Genomic DNA, 14,773 nt, shown 5'->3' on the forward strand with positions numbered 1-14,773 from the left:
CCTGACGCGGCAGTCGACTATTTGAAAATGACTTCAGGAACGTGCATGAGCACTCGCAGGATAGGCAGTTTCGGTTTGGTGATTGTAGGGGCGTTGGGCGGAATCCTGATCAGCCTGGGTATAACGGCCGCCGCACAGCGCGGCGATCCTTTGCCGCTGAAAGAGCTTCAGCAGTTCGCCAATGTTTTTGCTGCCATCAAAAGCAGCTATGTCGAACCCCTGGGCGACGAGAAGCTCATCAACGATGCCATCAAGGGCATGTTCAGCGAGCTCGATCCGCATTCCACTTACCTTGATGCTGAAGCATTCAAGGAAATGGAAGCCATCACGCAAGGTGGCTTCGGTGGGCTGGGTATCGAGATCGGCATGGAAGACGGCATGCCCAAGGTTATTTCACCAATAGAAGACACGCCTGCCGCGCGTGCCGGCATCATGGCTGGCGACATCATCACGCATATCGACGGCAAGCCCACCAAGGGCATGCCATTGGGCGACGCCATCAAGCTGATGCGCGGCGAACCCAAGACATCCATCGTGCTGACCATCAAGCGCCAGGAAAACGAAAAGCCTGTTGTCGTGACCATCGTGCGCGATCTCATCAAGGTGCGCAGCGTGCGCAGCAAGATGCTGGACGACGGTATTGCCTATGTACGTATCGCTCAGTTCCAGGAACGCACGGTGCAAGACCTGGCGCGCCAGTTGGGCGAACTTAGCGCCACCGCGCAACCCAAGGCGCTTATCCTTGACCTGCGCAACGATCCGGGCGGCCTGCTGGACAGCGCCATTGGCGTTTCGTCGGCCTTCTTGCCTCCGGATGTATTGGTCGTGTCCACCAAGGGCCGTATCCCATCATCAAATCGCGAGTACTTCGCCAAGCCGGTAGACACCATGCGCAGTTTCCTGGACAGCGGTTCGGTGCAGCCTGCCGGCCAGAACGTATCCGACTGGGCCAAGACAGTACCCATGGTGGTGCTCGTCAACGTCGGCTCGGCTTCCGCTTCCGAGATCGTTGCCGGCGCTCTGCAAGATCACAAGCGTGCCAAGATCATGGGCAATCGCACCTTCGGCAAAGGTTCGGTGCAAAGTGTTTTGCCATTAAGCGAAACCACCGGCATCAAGCTGACCACCGCGCGCTACTTCACGCCGGCAGGTCGATCCATACAAGTCACGGGTGTCGAGCCCGACATCCTTGTGGACGACACGGCGCAGGGCAATCTGTTCCGCCTGCCGCGCGAAGTCGATCTCGAGCGACACCTGCACAACGCCACACTGGCTGAAGAGCAAGCCAGCAAGGCCGATGCAGCCGACGACGAGTCTCTCCCCAAGATGTTCGAGTTCGGTGGCGCTGACGACTACCAGCTCAAGCAGGCCATCAACCTCCTGGAGGGTCGGGCGGTCAAGCGCAGCGATCCGTCGCTGGTGGCAGCCAAGACCGAAGCCCAGGCCACAGACCAGGCCACAGACCAGGCCAAATCGGAATCCAGCACTGATGACGCTGCTGCGGAAAAAAAAAACCCACTGAGTCCCGCTAGCGGTGTAGAGCGGTACCGGATAACGCCTGAAGGCTTGATTCCCGCGCAATGAACGATCAGCAACTGCTGCGTTACGCGCGGCATATTCTGCTTGATGAGTTCGGGATCGAAGGACAGGAGCGGCTGCATGCCAGCAGGGTCTTGATTGTAGGTGCCGGAGGCCTGGGTTCGCCGGCTGCCTTGTACCTGGCGTCGGCCGGTGTTGGGCATATCGTTCTTGCGGACGATGATGTCGTAGACCTCAGTAACCTTCAACGACAGATTCTGCACAACACGTCGCGTGTGGGCGCAGCCAAGGCCCAGTCCGGCAAGCAGACCTTGCATGACATCAACCCCGAGATACGCATTGATGCGCTGGTGGCCCGATTGGATGGCCAGGCCTTGGATGAACAAGTCAGCCTGGCCGACCTGGTACTGGATTGTTGCGACAACTTCGCCACGCGCCATGCGGTCAACCGATCTTGTGTCCGCTATCGCAAGCCGCTGGTCTCGGGCGCGGCGATTCGCTTTGCCGGCCAGGTCAGCGTATTTGATCTACGGCGAGCCGATGCACCGTGCTACCACTGCCTGTTCCCTGAAGCCGACGATGTGGAAGAGCTACGCTGCGCCACGACCGGCGTGCTGGGTCCTCTGGTGGGTATCGTAGGCAGCATGCAGGCCGCCGAAGCCATCAAGGTGTTGGCACAGATGGGCGAGCCTATGGTGGGACGCATGCTATGCCTGGACGCGCTTGCCATGCAATGGCAAACCATACGCTTCAAACGCGATCCGCACTGCGCGGTGTGCGCAGGGCGTGAGGCCCGGTAAGCAGCTTGCCGACGGCATTGACCCTGACATCGACGTAGGCGCTGCGCCCGCGGTGCAGTGAAGAAAACGGTGTTCCCGGATGAAACACATGCACGGTGCGCATGCCGACATGTCGCGCAGCTTTCAGATTCCTGAGGGTATCTTCCACCAGCACGACTCGGCTGGCGGGTACCTTCAGTCGCGCCAGTACTTGGCGCAGCAAGGCGGCTGAAGGCTTGGGGCGTATGGTGCCTTGCAGATTCATATGATCGATGGCCCACAGGCATTCGAAACAATGCAGGATGCCCAGATGCATGAGCACTTGGCGTGCATAGGCCAGCGGGGCGTTGGTCAGCAGGATCTTGCGGCCGGGCAGGCGGCCAAGCTTATAGGCAAGGCCGGCTTCGGAGTGCACCAGCGGCGCGACCTCGAAGCTATGGCTCAGTGCCAGAAAGGCGGCCGCATCGACCTTGTGGTGGCGCACCATGCCGATGACGGTGGCGCCGTAACGCTTCCAGTATTTTCGTCGCAGCGCATTGGCCGCGTCTGCTTCAAGATCCAGTGTGCTTGCCACCGCTTGCGCCATGGCGCCATCTATGGCCTGGAATATGCCCCGGGAGCAATCATGCAGCGTGTTGTCCAGGTCGAACAGCCAGACGGTGTCATGGCCTGCACCGGATCCGTCGCGCGGCGGCCGGTGCAGCGCCATGCTGCGGCGCAAGGGTCGCATCGGGTCAGTGAGAAGTGATCATGGTGCCGACACCGCGATCGGTCAGGATCTCGAGCAAGAGGCAATGCGGCACGCGGCCGTCCACGATATGCACGGAAGTGACGCCATTGCGTGCGGCATCCAGGGCGGAAGAAATCTTGGGCAGCATGCCGCCCGAGATCGTACCGTCCTGGAAGAGTTCGTCTATGGTGCTTGCCGACAGACTGCGTAACAGGTCGCCGTTCTTGTCCAGAACGCCTGGCGTATTGGTCAGCATGACCAGTTTTTCAGCGCCCAGCACTTCGGCCATTTTTCCGGCCACGATATCGGCATTGATGTTGTAGGCGCGACCGTCTTCGCCATAGCCTATGGACGAGATCACGGGGATGAATTGATCGTCCTGCAGCGCCTTGACGACTGCGGGTTCGATGCGGGTGATGTCGCCGACATAGCCAATGTCCAGCCATTCGCCGGGTTTTTCCTGGTCGGCCAGCAGCTTCTTGCTGGCCTGGATCAGGCAGCCGTCCTTGCCGGTCAGGCCCACGGCCTTGCCGCCGGCTTCGTTGATCATCATGACGATGTCTTGCTGTACTTGGCCACCCAGCACCCATTCGACCACTTCCATGGTCTCGGCGTCGGTAATGCGCATGCCTTGTACGAAGGCGCCTTCCTTGCCGATGCGCTTGAGGGCCGCGTTGATCTGCGGGCCGCCGCCATGCACGACCACCGGGTTGAGCCCGACCAGCTTGAGCAGCACCACGTCGTGAGCAAAACACCGTTGCAGATGCTCATCAGTCATGGCGTTGCCGCCGTACTTGATGACGACGGTTTTACCGTGGAAGCGCCGAATATAGGGCAGGGCCTCCGACAGTACGTCTGCCTTGACGGTCGAGGAATGCGATAGGGAGTCGGAAGTCGTGGTCATGGATTAACTGGCCAGGGCCTGGTTGACGGTGCGAAGGAACGCGACTTTGTCGTAATTGCCAACGTAGCGCTTGATGATGTTGCCTTCCTTGTCGATAAGAAAGGCGGTCGGTGTGAGCTGGACGTTGCCGAACGCCTGCGCGATGGTGCCTTTCGAGTCGATGGCGACCGTAAAGGGCAGCTTGCGGGTTTCGGCGTAGTTCAGGACGTAGTCGGCCCGATCGTACTGCATGGCCACCGCAATGGTTTCGAAGCCTTGTGGCGCCAGGGTGTTGTAGTTGTCGATGGCGTCTGGCATTTGCGCAATGCAGGTCGTGCAGCTGGTTGCCCAGAACTTCACGAGCACGACTTTGCCGCGCAGGTCTTGCGTAGTGATGGTCTGGCCGGTCAGTGACGTAAACGTCACATCAGGCGCTGTCTTGGCGGCACCGGCAAATTGCCACACGCCGACCCCGGCAAGGGCCAGCGCGACCACAGCGCCTATCAGGATTTTTTTCATTGCACAGGTATGGCTTGAACATCGCCGGTATCGGCTGAGGATGCCGGCGTGGAGTCAGGGGAGGTCTCTATTGGTGCCGGCGAGCTGGGCTGAGCGATGCTTTCCGGTGAGACGATGTCGAACAGCTTCACGACCTTATTGACGCCGCCCACGCTTGCCGTAGCCTTGCCTGCACGCTCGCCTTCAGCGGCGGTGACGCGACCCAGCAGATACACGATGCCACGCTCGGTCGTGACGAGTATGGTGCGCGTGGGTACTTCTTTGGTGTTGATCAGGGTGGACTTGACCTTGGACGTCAGCCAGGTGTCGTTGGTACGCACGCTGATAGGCGTGATCTCTCCTACACGGAGTTCGTTGACGACCCGCTGTACTTTTTCGACGTTGCGGGCGGCTTCTTCCGCCTTGGCCTTGTCCGCGGCGCTGGGTACGTCGCCCGTGAGCAGCACGAGGCCGGCGTACGAAGCGGCATTGACCCGCGCGCGATCCTCGAAGAGCCTGCGCATTTCAGAGGCGATCTTCAGCTCGATGGCCTGGTCTTCGACTTGCTCGCCCGCCGTACGCCTGTCGGTTGCCACGACAGCGGTGGTGGCGGCCGTGCCGCCCACGACCAACAGGCCACAACCAGATAATGCGGTGAGGGCCGCCAGGGCAAATGCAGCGAACAAGGTCCGTTGAGCGGATAAGCGAGCGAGCATTAGAGGGTGTCTCCTAGTAGCAGTGCGTCGATGCCATCGCACAGAGCGTGCAACAGCACAATATGGACTTCCTGTATGCGCATGGTGCGGTCATGCGGCACACACAAGTGGATATCGGTGTCGCCGAGCAGTTCGGCGATGCTGCCGCCGCCTTTGCCGGTAAGGGCAATGACAGACATGTCGCGATCATGTGCCGCCTCAATAGACCGCATTACATTGGGAGAGTTCCCGCTGGTGGAAATCGCGACCAGCACATCGCCGGCATGGCCCAGGGCAAGGACTTGGCGTTCGAAGATGGCATCAAAGCCGTAATCGTTGCCCACGGCGGTCATGATGGACGTGTCGGTATTAAGCGCGACCCCGGCCAGCGGCAGGCGGTCGCGCTCGAAGCGGCCCACCAGTTCGGCAATGAAGTGCTGCGCGTCGGCAGCCGACCCACCGTTGCCGCAGGCGAGGATCTTGCCATCGTTGGCCAAACTGGCGAACAACAGGTCGACGGCGTCGGAAAGCGGCTGAGCCAGCTCTTTTGAGCTGGCCTTCAGGGTGTCGATGGCGTCGTCAAAGTGCGAAGCCATGTGCGAGGTCATGTCCATGATTGTCATTATCTCATGTTCGAAACCAGAATGACGCCGCCCCGGTCACTCGCGAAAGGCATCCTTGATCCACACCAGGCCTTGCGGTTCGATGCCGACGACATCGAAGCGGCAGGCCGGCATCCTGCCCCGAAAATAGCGTTGAACCAGCCGGGGCAGGAATAACTGCGCCGTCCGTATGAGCCGCAGTTGCTTCTCGCGGTTTACACTGGCAGCCGCGCCCCCATAGGCGGGATGGAAGCGTTGGCGGACCTCGATAAAGACCAGGACCTCGCCATCCCGTGCCACCAGGTCGATTTCGCCGGTTTTGCCAAGCAGATTGCGCGCGATGATGGTCAGTCCCTGCTGCTGCAAATGGTCGCTGGCCCGGGATTCACCATCGCGTCCGGTCCGTTGCGTGGGCGAAAGCATGGCAGGCAGCGGCGGCAGGCGCGGCGGGCAGGGCCGATTGGCCTTGCGCTGCCGGGCCTTGATGGCTTTTTGCTGGGCGCGGCCGGCCAACACATAAAGGCGGTCTTCATCCGTCATGGTCATCCTTTTCACTACCAGCCGGGATCAGACGTCAGTATGAGCGAAATGAACGAATTTTCAGACTCCCAGGCGACATGGAAACGTCTCACCGAGCGCGTGTCGGCGCAGAGCTGGCCCCCAGCCACCCTTTATGTGGTCGCCACACCCATAGGCAACCTGGGCGATCTTAGTCTGCGAGCCTGGCAGACCCTGTCGCGCTGCGACGTGATAGCGGCGGAAGACACCCGAGCCAGTCGGGCGTTGATGGACGCATGGGGCGTAAGGACCCCGCTTATCGCCGCCCATCGCCACAACGAAGCCGCAGCGGCCCAGGCCATCGTGGCCCGCCTTGCGCAAGGGGAACGCGTGGCGCTGGTGTCGGATGCGGGCGCCCCGGCCGTAAGCGATCCGGGTGGCCGCATCGTGCGCGCCGTGCGACAGGCCGGCTATGCCGTCATTGCCATCCCCGGTGCCAGCGCTGTCATTGCGGCCTTGATGGCCAGCGGCGTCACGACGGACGAGAATCCGGCTTTTATATTCGCCGGCTTCATGCCGCCCAAGGCCGCTGCCCGCCGCAAATGGCTACAGCAGTGGTGTGCCCTGCCCGCGCCGGTGGTGATGTTCGAATCGCCGCATCGCCTGGCGGCGGCGGTGCGAGACCTGTTGCAGGTGTGCGGGCCAACGCGCCAGTTGACACTGGCTCGCGAGCTGACGAAGCGGTTTGAACAGGTTCACACGGTGGCGCTGGGCGATGCATCGGCCTGGCTGGAGGCAGATGCGCATCATGCTCAGGGCGAATTCGTGCTGATCGTGCATCAGGAAGAGAAGGTGCAGGCAGAAGGCGTGAGCGCCGATACGCTGGCTCTGCTGGATGCCTTGTTGGGACATTTGTCCGTGCGCGATGCCGCACGCGTGACCGCGCAGGTCAGCGGCGTGGCGCGCGATACGCTGTATGCACTGGCCCTCGCTCGCCAGGAATCAGCGCAGGGCCATTGACGAAGGCAGCCCCGTGCGTTGCTCTATCCGCATGGCGGCATTGACGGCGGCGGTGCGGGACGGATAGGGGCCAACCCGCACCCGGTGCAGCTCGCCGGTGCTGTCTACATAGGCCTGGTTGGTTTCGGTGTGGCCGATTTGCGCGTTCAGTTCGGTCGCCAGTGTGTCGGCAGTGTGCCTGGCCGAGAATGCGCCGAACTGCAAATACACCTGTCCGGCTGCTATGCCCGATGCATCGGACGGACCCGGGTTGCTGGCAAAGGCGTCATCGTTGTGCGACAAGGCCGCGAGCGCGTCGGGTACACCGGCAGCCTCTTGTGTCTGTTCCGGGGCGGGGCTGGCCTGTGCAGTCAGCACAGGAGCGGGGGCCGGCGGAGGCGCCACAGGCAGGGGCTGCGCCTTCGGTGTATCGAACGAGTTATTCCGTATATCCTGATTGGTAATGGCCTCCACGACGACTTGTCCACTGCCTGGGCCGATAAGGCCCAGCTTGGCGGCGGCGACGTACGACAAGTCTATGATGCGCGCACTGTGGAAGGGACCGCGATCGTTGACGCGAACAATGACCGATTTTCCTGTACCGGCGCGTGTCACACGGGCGTAGCTGGGTATGGGCAAGGTCGGGTGCGCTGCCGTCATGGCGTACATGTCGTAGGTTTCGCCGTTGGCGGTCTTTTTGCCATGGAACTTCTTGCCATACCAGGATGCCGTGCCCTCTTGTCGGAAAGGCCGCTCGTCGCTTACCGGTACGTAGCGCTTGCCGAACACGACATAGGGACGGAAGTTGGCCTTGGCGTGAGATTCGATGCGCGGTACGGCATTGGGGATGGCTTCGATGTCGGCCGGTATGTTGCTGCCCGGACCGTCATCCTTGTAATATCCGCCACCCTTGCCGCCGCCGGAACCGCCCGTGCTGGAACACCCCGCCAGTATCAGCAAACCCACGGCCAGTACCGCGGTCAGCAGTCGTTGCGCCCAGGTCATGGAATGTCGGGCGGGGGCTGATTGCGGTGACGGATCAGTAGCGGAGAGTGATCCGCAAAGCGCAGCGCCAGCTGTTCGGTGACATACACCGACCGGTGCTTGCCTCCGGTGCATCCGATCGCAACAGTGAGGTAGTTACGCGTATCCTGCATGTACAGGGGCAGCCATCGTCGGATGAAGCCGGCGATATCTTCGATCATGGTTTCGACGCTGCCGAATTGCGCCAGCCATTGCGCCACTGGGGCATCGCGGCCAGTAAGTGGCCGCAGATTGCGATCGTAATGCGGGTTGGGCAGGCAACGAACATCAAACACCAGGTCGGCGTCGCCCGGGACGCCGCGCTTATACGCGAAGGATTCGAAGGTGAGTACAACGGGTGCACGGTCGGCCTGCACCAGGTCGCGCACCCATGCGCGCAGTTGCCCGGGTGTGAGGTCGGAAGTGTCGATGACGTGTTCTTGCTCGCGCAGCGGGGCCAGCATTTCGCGCTCGGTATCGATGCATTCTTGCAGCGAGGGCGATTGCCCGTCTTGCTGCAGGCGGTCGGTCAGTGGATGCCGCCGCCTGGATTCAGAATAGCGTTGCTGCAGCGTGTGATCGTTGGCGTCCAGGAATATGACACGAAAGGCCGTGCCCATGGCGCGCAAACTGGTGATGACATCGGGCAGTTCGTCCAGGTCGCCTGGCGAGCGTACATCAATGGCGACTGCCACGCGTTCGAGCTGGCTATCGCGTGTGCTGGCAATGAACTCGTGTAAAAAGCGTACCGGCAGGTTGTCAACGCAGGTATAGCCCGCATCTTCGAGCAAGCGCAGTGCCACAGATTTTCCTGAGCCTGAAATTCCCGTGATGAGGACAATATTAAGCATGCGTAGCGTGTTTCCTATTCTTGGCGGCTGCTTTCCATAATGGCGATAGCCTGGCGTTCGATGAATTCACCCATGGTATCAATGCCGCGCAATGTCAGTATGGTGTTGCGTACGGCGGCCTCGACCAGAACCGCCAGGTTGCGGCCTGCGGCCACTTGCAACATGACGCGCTTGATCGGTATGCCCAACACGTCTTCGGTTTGATCCTGCACGGGCAATCTTTCGAACGCGTCTGGCGAGGACCGTATAAGTTTGACCATAAGCTTGAGCTTCATTTTACGGCGCACCGACGTTTCGCCAAAAATGGTGCGGATGTCCAATAGTCCCAGCCCGCGTACCTCAAGCAAGTTCTGCAATAGCGGCGGGCACTGGCCTTCTATCATGTTAGGCGCTGTACGTGACAATTCGACTGCATCGTCCGCTACCAGGCCGTGGCCGCGCGAAATCAGCTCGAGCGCCAACTCGCTTTTGCCCAAGCCGGATTCTCCGGTGATCAACACCCCTAGCCCCAGTACGTCCATGAAGACGCCGTGCATGGTGGTTTTGGGGGCGAGTCGTTTGCCCAGGTAGATGCGCAGCAAGTCGATCAGTTGGGCGGCGTCTATCGATGTGGACAACAGGGGGATTTGTTGCTCGTTGCAGAAATCGCGCAGGTCGTCCGGCACGGGCATGCCTTCGGCGATCAGTATGGCCGGAACGCCTCCGGCGACCAGGTCTTCCAGATGATGAACGCGTCGTCGCGTTTCGAAGCGGGTGTAATAGGAGAGCTCGGCCGTGCCAAAGACTTGTATGCGCGAAGGATGGATGAGGTTCAGGTGGCCCACCAGGTCGGCGCCCGACATGCCCCGGTCCGGAATCAGCCGGTGAGCCGCGCCCAGGCCCCCAACCCACGTGAATGGAATCTTGTCGGCGTTGTCACTTACAAGTTCTTGGATAGTGAGCATGGGCGCCTCAGGTCGGCGTGTTGGTCAGCAGGTCGTGAATGACGGCGGGGTCGGTTTCGGTCGACAAGGCCTGACGCAGCCCAGCGTCGGACATCAGCTTGGCGATTTCGGCGAGCAGGTCCAGGTGCAACTGGGTGGCCGCCTCGGGAACCAGCAGGATAAGCAGCAGGCTGGCCATGCGGCCGTCGGTGGTGTCAAAGCGGACGGGATCGGCAAGCCGGATAAAGGCCGCGCAAGGTTCCTTAAGGTCTTTGATGCGGCCGTGCGGTACCGCCACATGATGCCCCAGCGCCGTAGAGCCCAGGCGCTCGCGCGCGATGAGACTTTGGAATACCGCGGTCCGGGCGATGCCGTGATGGTTTTCGAATAGCAGGCCTGCTTGCTCGAGAGCTCGTTTTTTGCTTGTAACGGCCAGATCGAGCACCACGTTGGAGGGGGGCAGGATACGCGACAATAAGTTCATAGCAATCATTATATGGGCATAACGAAGGCCTCAACCACCTTCGCGATTGAGGCCGTGTGCCGGTTATCGTGTGCGCATTGTCGCGGGCAGGCAATGCCGGCGTTGGCGTAACGAATATCGGGTCGTGATGATTATTCTACGGGAGGGGCTTCCTGTCGCTTCACGGGTTCGTGGGCGTGGTTTTGCACGATGGTTTTGTATTTGATGACCTGCCTGTCGGTTTTGTCGGTAAGCAGGTCGATGGCGGCATAGAGGTTTTCGTCTATGGCTGCGCAGTGTACGTCTTTGCCAGGCAGCCGCACGGTGACTTCGGCGGTGTGGTTCAGGCGCTCTATTGAGAGTATGACCTGTGTGTCGATGACGTTATCGAAATGTCGAGATACACGCGACATTTTGTTCATGACATATTCCCGTATGGCGGGGGTGATTTCCAGGTGACGACCAGTGATGCTCAGGTTCATATCGGGCTCTCCTTCTTGAGAATTCAGGCTTGCGCAAACGCGCGGTTTGGATCGGCTTGGTCTCCTTGTAAAGAGTTGGTCATGATTTCAGTGTATAGATTATGCAGCGTAAATCAAGGCCTACATCTTGAAGTTCTTGCCCAGATAGACCTTGCGTACAGCCTCGTTGTCTATGATTTCGTTGGGGTGGCCATCGGTCAGGACCTTGCCCTCGCTGATGATGTAAGCGCGGTCGCAGATGCCCAGGGTTTCGCGCACGTTATGGTCGGTGATCAAGACGCCGATATTCCGCCCCTTAAGGAAGTGCACGATGCGCTGGATCTCGATGACGGCAATCGGATCCACCCCGGCAAAGGGCTCGTCCAGCAGAATAAAGCGGGGGTGGGTAGCCAGGGCACGCGCGATTTCAACGCGGCGACGTTCGCCTCCGGAAAGCGAAATGGCCGTATTGCGACGGATATGTCCGATTTGCAGTTCGTCGATCAGCGATTCGAGGTTCTCGCCGATCTTGCTGGATGTCAGCGGCTTGCCGGTTTCGTCGACCTGCAACTCCAGTACGGCCCGGATGTTTTGCTCCACGGTCAACCGGCGAAACACCGAGGCGTCCTGAGGCAAATATGACAAGCCCAGGCGTGCGCGCTTGTGCATGGGCATGCTGGTAATGGGGGTGCCGTCGATTTCGATGCGCCCGGCGTCGGTAGGAATGATGCCCACGATCATGTAGAAGCTTGTGGTCTTGCCGGCGCCGTTGGGCCCCAGCAACCCTACGACCTCTCCGCTGTTGACCGACATGGATACATCGTGAACGACCGTGCGCTTACCGTAGGTTTTACGCAGGCCGGTGGCATGCAGGCTGCCGTGAGCAGCGTTGGGTGCGCGACCGCCAGGGGGCTTCGGCTTGTCGGAATGAAACATAAATCGGTCTTTCGCCTTGTGGGCGGTCAATTGGCAGGCGCTGATTTCTTGCGACACTCGGCTGCGGCGGCATCGGCTTTTGCGCGTGGCTGGGCAACGGAGCGCACCCGTCCGCCCTGGGCTGCGGAATTGGGACCGCCGTAGGCCTCGTAGGTGTCGGTCTTTTGCTTGTAGATGACGCGCTCGCCTCGGATGTTGTCAAACGGCTTGCCACAGACGTAGCGGGTGATAACGGCCTGGCCGATGACCACCAGCTGTTCTGTTTTGCCGTCGTATTCGGCGCGCAATCCTTCGGCTTCGATCACCTCGAAGTCTTCGGGGTTTTCCTGGCGGATATGTACCAGCTTGCCCGGTCCGACGGTCGCGGTGCCGTATTGAAAGCCTTCGGCGTCCTCGCTCATGACTAGTTTGTCGGAGCGTAGCGTCATGAGCCCTCGGGTCATGATGACATTGCCGGTAAAGATGCTGACCTTTTGTACGTCGTCGTAATTCAGTGTGTCGGACAGGATCAGGGTGTCCGGCTCTTCCTGCGGAGCGGGTGTTGCAGCCGGTGTGGAGGCCGGCGGTGTGCCGCCCGACTGCGCAAGCACCGAGCCGGCTGGCAGGCCAATGACGGCGGCAAGCAGCCATGCCGCGAAGAAACGATAGCGTGATGGAATCATGGTTGTTCTTCTTTCTCGGATTTGGTGGACTGGCCGGGCCGCGACTCTTCGCCGGAGATCTTGACGTCCGTGGCCGAAAACACTTGCAACTGCCGTGTATCGTTATCGTAACGCATGCCCTTGCCATTCATGGTGGATTTCCCGTGAACCACCAGCGCGGGCAAATCAGTGAAGACCAGGTCTTTATCGGGCAGGATGGTCAATTGTTCGCTGCGTACGTCCAGTGCCGGATTATCGCCATCGGCCACCCGGTGGACATGGGCATCGCCTTTCATGATGATGCGTTCGCCGTCCTGATCCATGATGGCGGTGTTGGAGGTGCCGACCGTGATCGGCGAACCGGGCTGCTGGCCGGTGGCCTTGGCGGTCGTGATCTCGTAGGAGTCGTCATCGGGGTAGTGCTGCATGAAGTCGCCTTCCAGCCGATTGATGGCTACGCCCTCAGTGTCGGTGCGCACCATGACGAAATTGGACGCCCATGAGTCCGGCTCGTGGGTAATCCGGCGCGGCGGGTCGATCGGGATGGCGCGCTGCGCGTAGTCGGCCGCCCACCAGGTGCCGACCACCAGGCATATCAGTAGCAGGACGGCAACCAGGGCTGGGGCGCGCTCTTTCATGGTTTATTGGATGGCCCCGCTCGCGCGCATGGCCGTAGGGGTAAAGAAGGGGCCCAGCTTGCCCTGGGCGGCCAGGATCAGGTCGCAGCATTCGCGCACGGCTCCGGAGCCGCCCGGCTGCGTCGCCATCCAGTGGGCAATTTGCGCGACGTAGACGGGTGCATTGGGTACGCTGGCAGCAAAGCCGACCTTTTGCAGCGCCGGCAGGTCGATGATGTCGTCGCCCATATAGCCGACCTCGGCCAGGGTACAGCCGTGTTCTTGGGCCAGGGCGCTGATGGCGCGCCCCTTGTCGCTGACGCCTTGATGCACGATGGCGATGCCCAGCTCGGCCGCGCGGCGGGCCACGATGGGGCCTTCCCGGCCTGTGACCAGCGCAATGGCAATGCCGCTTTCGCGCAGCATCCGCAGTCCATAGCCGTCCAGCGCATGAAAGCCCTTGATCAGCTCGCCATGTTCGCCGTACCAGAGCCGGCCGTCGGTCAGCACGCCGTCGACATCAAAGGCCATCAGCCGCAATGGGCGCAAGCGATCGATGACGGCTGATGATATCTTGGCCAGAATCAGGGCTTCTGCGGGGTGCGAAATACGTGGACTGTCCATAATCAAATAACCTTGGCGGCAAGCAGGTCGTGCATATGCAAAGCCCCCAATAGTAGCCCGGTATCGTCCACGACCAGCATCTGGTTCAGGCGGCCGGCATCCATGACGGTGGCCGCCTCGACAGCCAGGGCGTCCGGGGCGATGGTTTTGGGGCCAGGCGTCATGCCGGTGGCCACGGTCAGCGGGCGGATGTCGCCGTGACGGGCGATCAGCCGGCGCAGGTCTCCGTCGGTGAAGATGCCCGCCGGCTGCTTGTTGTCGTCAATAACGATGGTCATGCCCATGCCCTTGGTGGACATCTCGACCAGCGCATCGGCCACTGGGGTGTCCAGGTGCACGATAGGCAGGGCCTCGCCCTGGCGCATGACGTCACGCACACGGGTAAGCAGGCGGCGGCCCAGCGCCCCGCCGGGGTGCGAGCGGGCGAAGTCTTCGCGGCTGAACCCGCGCGCTTCCAGGCAGGCGACCGCCAGGGCATCGCCCAGTACCAGGGCTGCGGTCGTGCTGGCAGTCGGAGCAAGGTTAAGGGGGCAGGCCTCTTGGGCTACGTGAGCGTCCAGATGCAGGTCGGCGTTGCGGGCAAGTTCCGACTGCGCATGGCCGGTCAAGGCGATAAGCCGGGCGCCCAGGCGGCGCACCACCGAGAGCACGGTAAGCAACTCATGGGCGGCGCCAGAGTACGACAGCGCCAGAACAATATCTTGCCGGGTCAGCATGCCCAGGTCGCCATGTATGGCTTCGGCCCCGTGCATGAAGAAGGCCGGTGTGCCGGTCGAGGCCAGCGTGGCGGCGATTTTCTTGGCAATATGGCCGGATTTGCCGATGCCGGTGACCACCACGCGGCCCTGGCAGGCGAGCATCATGGCGACGGCCTGCTCGAAGCTGTCGTCCAGGCGGGCATCCAGCGCCTGCAGCGCGGCAATTTCGGTCGCGAAAGTGCGATGGGCGGAGGCAAGCGTGTCGGGCTGCGCCAAGGTAGAGTGTTTTTCCATCATGGGATTTTAAACGCTG

Annotated in this window: 19 protein-coding genes; 3 read left to right on the top strand and 16 right to left on the bottom strand. The window is 61.1% G+C overall.

Features of this window, described 5'->3' with window-relative positions; all coding sequences use genetic code 11:
- The first annotated feature begins 45 nt into the window (after nt 1-45).
- Both CKA81_RS15845 and CKA81_RS15850 read left to right on the top strand, forming a co-directional pair.
- Nucleotides 46-1,584 (top strand): S41 family peptidase, encoded by a 1,539-nt coding sequence (locus tag CKA81_RS15845; protein ID WP_128356163.1) that lies wholly within the window; start codon nt 46-48, stop codon nt 1,582-1,584.
- Entirely contained in the window at nt 1,581-2,339 is a 759-nt protein-coding gene (locus tag CKA81_RS15850) for a HesA/MoeB/ThiF family protein (protein WP_128356164.1), read from the top strand. Before CKA81_RS15845 ends, CKA81_RS15850 begins: the two co-directional genes overlap by 4 nt.
- Here CKA81_RS15850 and CKA81_RS15855 read toward each other — a convergent pair.
- The 6 genes from CKA81_RS15855 to CKA81_RS15880 are packed head-to-tail and all read right to left on the bottom strand — an operon-like array spanning nt 2,290 to nt 6,266.
- A complete protein-coding gene (locus CKA81_RS15855; protein ID WP_128356165.1) occupies nt 2,290-3,048 on the bottom strand; it encodes a pyrimidine 5'-nucleotidase in 759 nt (252 codons plus the stop codon). The two genes, CKA81_RS15850 and CKA81_RS15855, sit on opposite strands and share 50 nt — an antisense overlap.
- A 4-nt stretch (nt 3,049-3,052) precedes the next feature.
- Nucleotides 3,053-3,952 (bottom strand): acetylglutamate kinase, encoded by a 900-nt coding sequence (argB, locus tag CKA81_RS15860; RefSeq protein WP_128356166.1) that lies wholly within the window; start codon nt 3,950-3,952, stop codon nt 3,053-3,055.
- A gap of 3 nt (nt 3,953-3,955) precedes the next feature.
- Nucleotides 3,956-4,450, bottom strand: coding sequence for a peroxiredoxin family protein (locus CKA81_RS15865; protein ID WP_128356167.1), 495 nt, complete (start codon nt 4,448-4,450; stop codon nt 3,956-3,958).
- The gene (locus tag CKA81_RS15870; RefSeq protein WP_128356168.1) at nt 4,447-5,145 is read right to left on the bottom strand and encodes a BON domain-containing protein; all 699 of its coding nucleotides are present in this window, start codon (nt 5,143-5,145) and stop codon (nt 4,447-4,449) included. The genes CKA81_RS15865 and CKA81_RS15870 overlap by 4 nt, the downstream gene beginning before the upstream one ends.
- Nucleotides 5,145-5,738: a phosphoheptose isomerase gene (locus CKA81_RS15875; protein ID WP_164878469.1), complete on the bottom strand. Its 594-nt coding sequence runs from the start codon at nt 5,736-5,738 to the stop codon at nt 5,145-5,147. The genes CKA81_RS15870 and CKA81_RS15875 overlap by 1 nt, the downstream gene beginning before the upstream one ends.
- A gap of 45 nt (nt 5,739-5,783) precedes the next feature.
- Entirely contained in the window at nt 5,784-6,266 is a 483-nt protein-coding gene (locus CKA81_RS15880; protein ID WP_228255744.1) for a YraN family protein, read from the bottom strand.
- 39 nt (nt 6,267-6,305) lie between these two features.
- On the opposite strand from CKA81_RS15880, the gene rsmI reads away from it, so the two are divergent.
- Nucleotides 6,306-7,244: a 16S rRNA (cytidine(1402)-2'-O)-methyltransferase gene (gene rsmI / locus CKA81_RS15885; protein WP_394342519.1), complete on the top strand. Its 939-nt coding sequence runs from the start codon at nt 6,306-6,308 to the stop codon at nt 7,242-7,244.
- Here the strand turns inward: rsmI and CKA81_RS15890 are convergent.
- From CKA81_RS15890 to CKA81_RS15935, 10 genes are all read right to left on the bottom strand, one after another.
- Nucleotides 7,227-8,228, bottom strand: coding sequence for a septal ring lytic transglycosylase RlpA family protein (locus tag CKA81_RS15890; RefSeq protein WP_128356172.1), 1,002 nt, complete (start codon nt 8,226-8,228; stop codon nt 7,227-7,229). The genes rsmI and CKA81_RS15890 overlap by 18 nt on opposite strands.
- Nucleotides 8,225-9,097, bottom strand: coding sequence for an RNase adapter RapZ (gene rapZ, locus CKA81_RS15895; RefSeq protein WP_128356173.1), 873 nt, complete (start codon nt 9,095-9,097; stop codon nt 8,225-8,227). Before rapZ ends, CKA81_RS15890 begins: the two co-directional genes overlap by 4 nt.
- Before the next feature lie 14 nt (nt 9,098-9,111).
- A complete protein-coding gene (gene hprK, locus CKA81_RS15900; RefSeq protein WP_128356174.1) occupies nt 9,112-10,041 on the bottom strand; it encodes an HPr(Ser) kinase/phosphatase in 930 nt (309 codons plus the stop codon).
- A 7-nt stretch (nt 10,042-10,048) separates the two neighbouring features.
- A complete protein-coding gene (locus CKA81_RS15905) occupies nt 10,049-10,504 on the bottom strand; it encodes a PTS sugar transporter subunit IIA (protein ID WP_164878428.1) in 456 nt (151 codons plus the stop codon).
- A gap of 131 nt (nt 10,505-10,635) precedes the next feature.
- Entirely contained in the window at nt 10,636-10,965 is a 330-nt protein-coding gene (hpf, locus tag CKA81_RS15910) for a ribosome hibernation-promoting factor, HPF/YfiA family (protein WP_128356176.1), read from the bottom strand.
- Between the two features lie 120 nt (nt 10,966-11,085).
- Nucleotides 11,086-11,880, bottom strand: a complete 795-nt coding sequence (lptB, locus tag CKA81_RS15915) for an LPS export ABC transporter ATP-binding protein (RefSeq protein ID WP_128356177.1) — start codon at nt 11,878-11,880, stop codon at nt 11,086-11,088.
- 26 nt (nt 11,881-11,906) lie between these two features.
- Nucleotides 11,907-12,542 carry a lipopolysaccharide transport periplasmic protein LptA gene (gene lptA, locus CKA81_RS15920; RefSeq protein WP_128356178.1) on the bottom strand — a complete coding sequence of 212 codons (636 nt, stop codon included), beginning with the start codon at nt 12,540-12,542 and terminating at the stop codon, nt 11,907-11,909.
- Nucleotides 12,539-13,159, bottom strand: coding sequence for an LPS export ABC transporter periplasmic protein LptC (gene lptC / locus CKA81_RS15925; protein WP_128356179.1), 621 nt, complete (start codon nt 13,157-13,159; stop codon nt 12,539-12,541). The genes lptA and lptC overlap by 4 nt, the downstream gene beginning before the upstream one ends.
- A gap of 3 nt (nt 13,160-13,162) precedes the next feature.
- Nucleotides 13,163-13,768, bottom strand: coding sequence for a KdsC family phosphatase (locus tag CKA81_RS15930; RefSeq protein WP_394342520.1), 606 nt, complete (start codon nt 13,766-13,768; stop codon nt 13,163-13,165).
- Nucleotides 13,765-14,754: a KpsF/GutQ family sugar-phosphate isomerase gene (locus tag CKA81_RS15935; RefSeq protein WP_128356888.1), complete on the bottom strand. Its 990-nt coding sequence runs from the start codon at nt 14,752-14,754 to the stop codon at nt 13,765-13,767. The genes CKA81_RS15930 and CKA81_RS15935 overlap by 4 nt, the downstream gene beginning before the upstream one ends.
- Between the last annotated feature and the right edge of the window lie 19 nt (nt 14,755-14,773).

Origin of the sequence: Pollutimonas thiosulfatoxidans, from assembly GCF_004022565.1 — a bacterium.
Classification (GTDB): domain Bacteria; phylum Pseudomonadota; class Gammaproteobacteria; order Burkholderiales; family Burkholderiaceae_B; genus Pusillimonas_D; species Pusillimonas_D thiosulfatoxidans.

What these genes read in the sequence shown, in the direction of transcription:
- CKA81_RS15845 (WP_128356163.1), top strand. Translation starts at nt 46, where the DNA reads ATGAGCACTCGCAGGATAGGCAGTTTCGGTTTGGTGATTGTAGGGGCG.
- CKA81_RS15850 (WP_128356164.1), top strand. Translation starts at nt 1,581, where the DNA reads ATGAACGATCAGCAACTGCTGCGTTACGCGCGGCATATTCTGCTTGAT.
- CKA81_RS15855 (WP_128356165.1), bottom strand. Translation starts at nt 3,048, where the DNA reads ATGCGACCCTTGCGCCGCAGCATGGCGCTGCACCGGCCGCCGCGCGAC.
- argB (WP_128356166.1), bottom strand. Translation starts at nt 3,952, where the DNA reads ATGACCACGACTTCCGACTCCCTATCGCATTCCTCGACCGTCAAGGCA.
- CKA81_RS15865 (WP_128356167.1), bottom strand. Translation starts at nt 4,450, where the DNA reads ATGAAAAAAATCCTGATAGGCGCTGTGGTCGCGCTGGCCCTTGCCGGG.
- CKA81_RS15870 (WP_128356168.1), bottom strand. Translation starts at nt 5,145, where the DNA reads ATGCTCGCTCGCTTATCCGCTCAACGGACCTTGTTCGCTGCATTTGCC.
- CKA81_RS15875 (WP_164878469.1), bottom strand. Translation starts at nt 5,738, where the DNA reads ATGGACATGACCTCGCACATGGCTTCGCACTTTGACGACGCCATCGAC.
- CKA81_RS15880 (WP_228255744.1), bottom strand. Translation starts at nt 6,266, where the DNA reads ATGACGGATGAAGACCGCCTTTATGTGTTGGCCGGCCGCGCCCAGCAA.
- rsmI (WP_394342519.1), top strand. Translation starts at nt 6,306, where the DNA reads ATGAGCGAAATGAACGAATTTTCAGACTCCCAGGCGACATGGAAACGT.
- CKA81_RS15890 (WP_128356172.1), bottom strand. Translation starts at nt 8,228, where the DNA reads ATGACCTGGGCGCAACGACTGCTGACCGCGGTACTGGCCGTGGGTTTG.
- rapZ (WP_128356173.1), bottom strand. Translation starts at nt 9,097, where the DNA reads ATGCTTAATATTGTCCTCATCACGGGAATTTCAGGCTCAGGAAAATCT.
- hprK (WP_128356174.1), bottom strand. Translation starts at nt 10,041, where the DNA reads ATGCTCACTATCCAAGAACTTGTAAGTGACAACGCCGACAAGATTCCA.
- CKA81_RS15905 (WP_164878428.1), bottom strand. Translation starts at nt 10,504, where the DNA reads ATGAACTTATTGTCGCGTATCCTGCCCCCCTCCAACGTGGTGCTCGAT.
- hpf (WP_128356176.1), bottom strand. Translation starts at nt 10,965, where the DNA reads ATGAACCTGAGCATCACTGGTCGTCACCTGGAAATCACCCCCGCCATA.
- lptB (WP_128356177.1), bottom strand. Translation starts at nt 11,880, where the DNA reads ATGTTTCATTCCGACAAGCCGAAGCCCCCTGGCGGTCGCGCACCCAAC.
- lptA (WP_128356178.1), bottom strand. Translation starts at nt 12,542, where the DNA reads ATGATTCCATCACGCTATCGTTTCTTCGCGGCATGGCTGCTTGCCGCC.
- lptC (WP_128356179.1), bottom strand. Translation starts at nt 13,159, where the DNA reads ATGAAAGAGCGCGCCCCAGCCCTGGTTGCCGTCCTGCTACTGATATGC.
- CKA81_RS15935 (WP_128356888.1), bottom strand. Translation starts at nt 14,754, where the DNA reads ATGGAAAAACACTCTACCTTGGCGCAGCCCGACACGCTTGCCTCCGCC.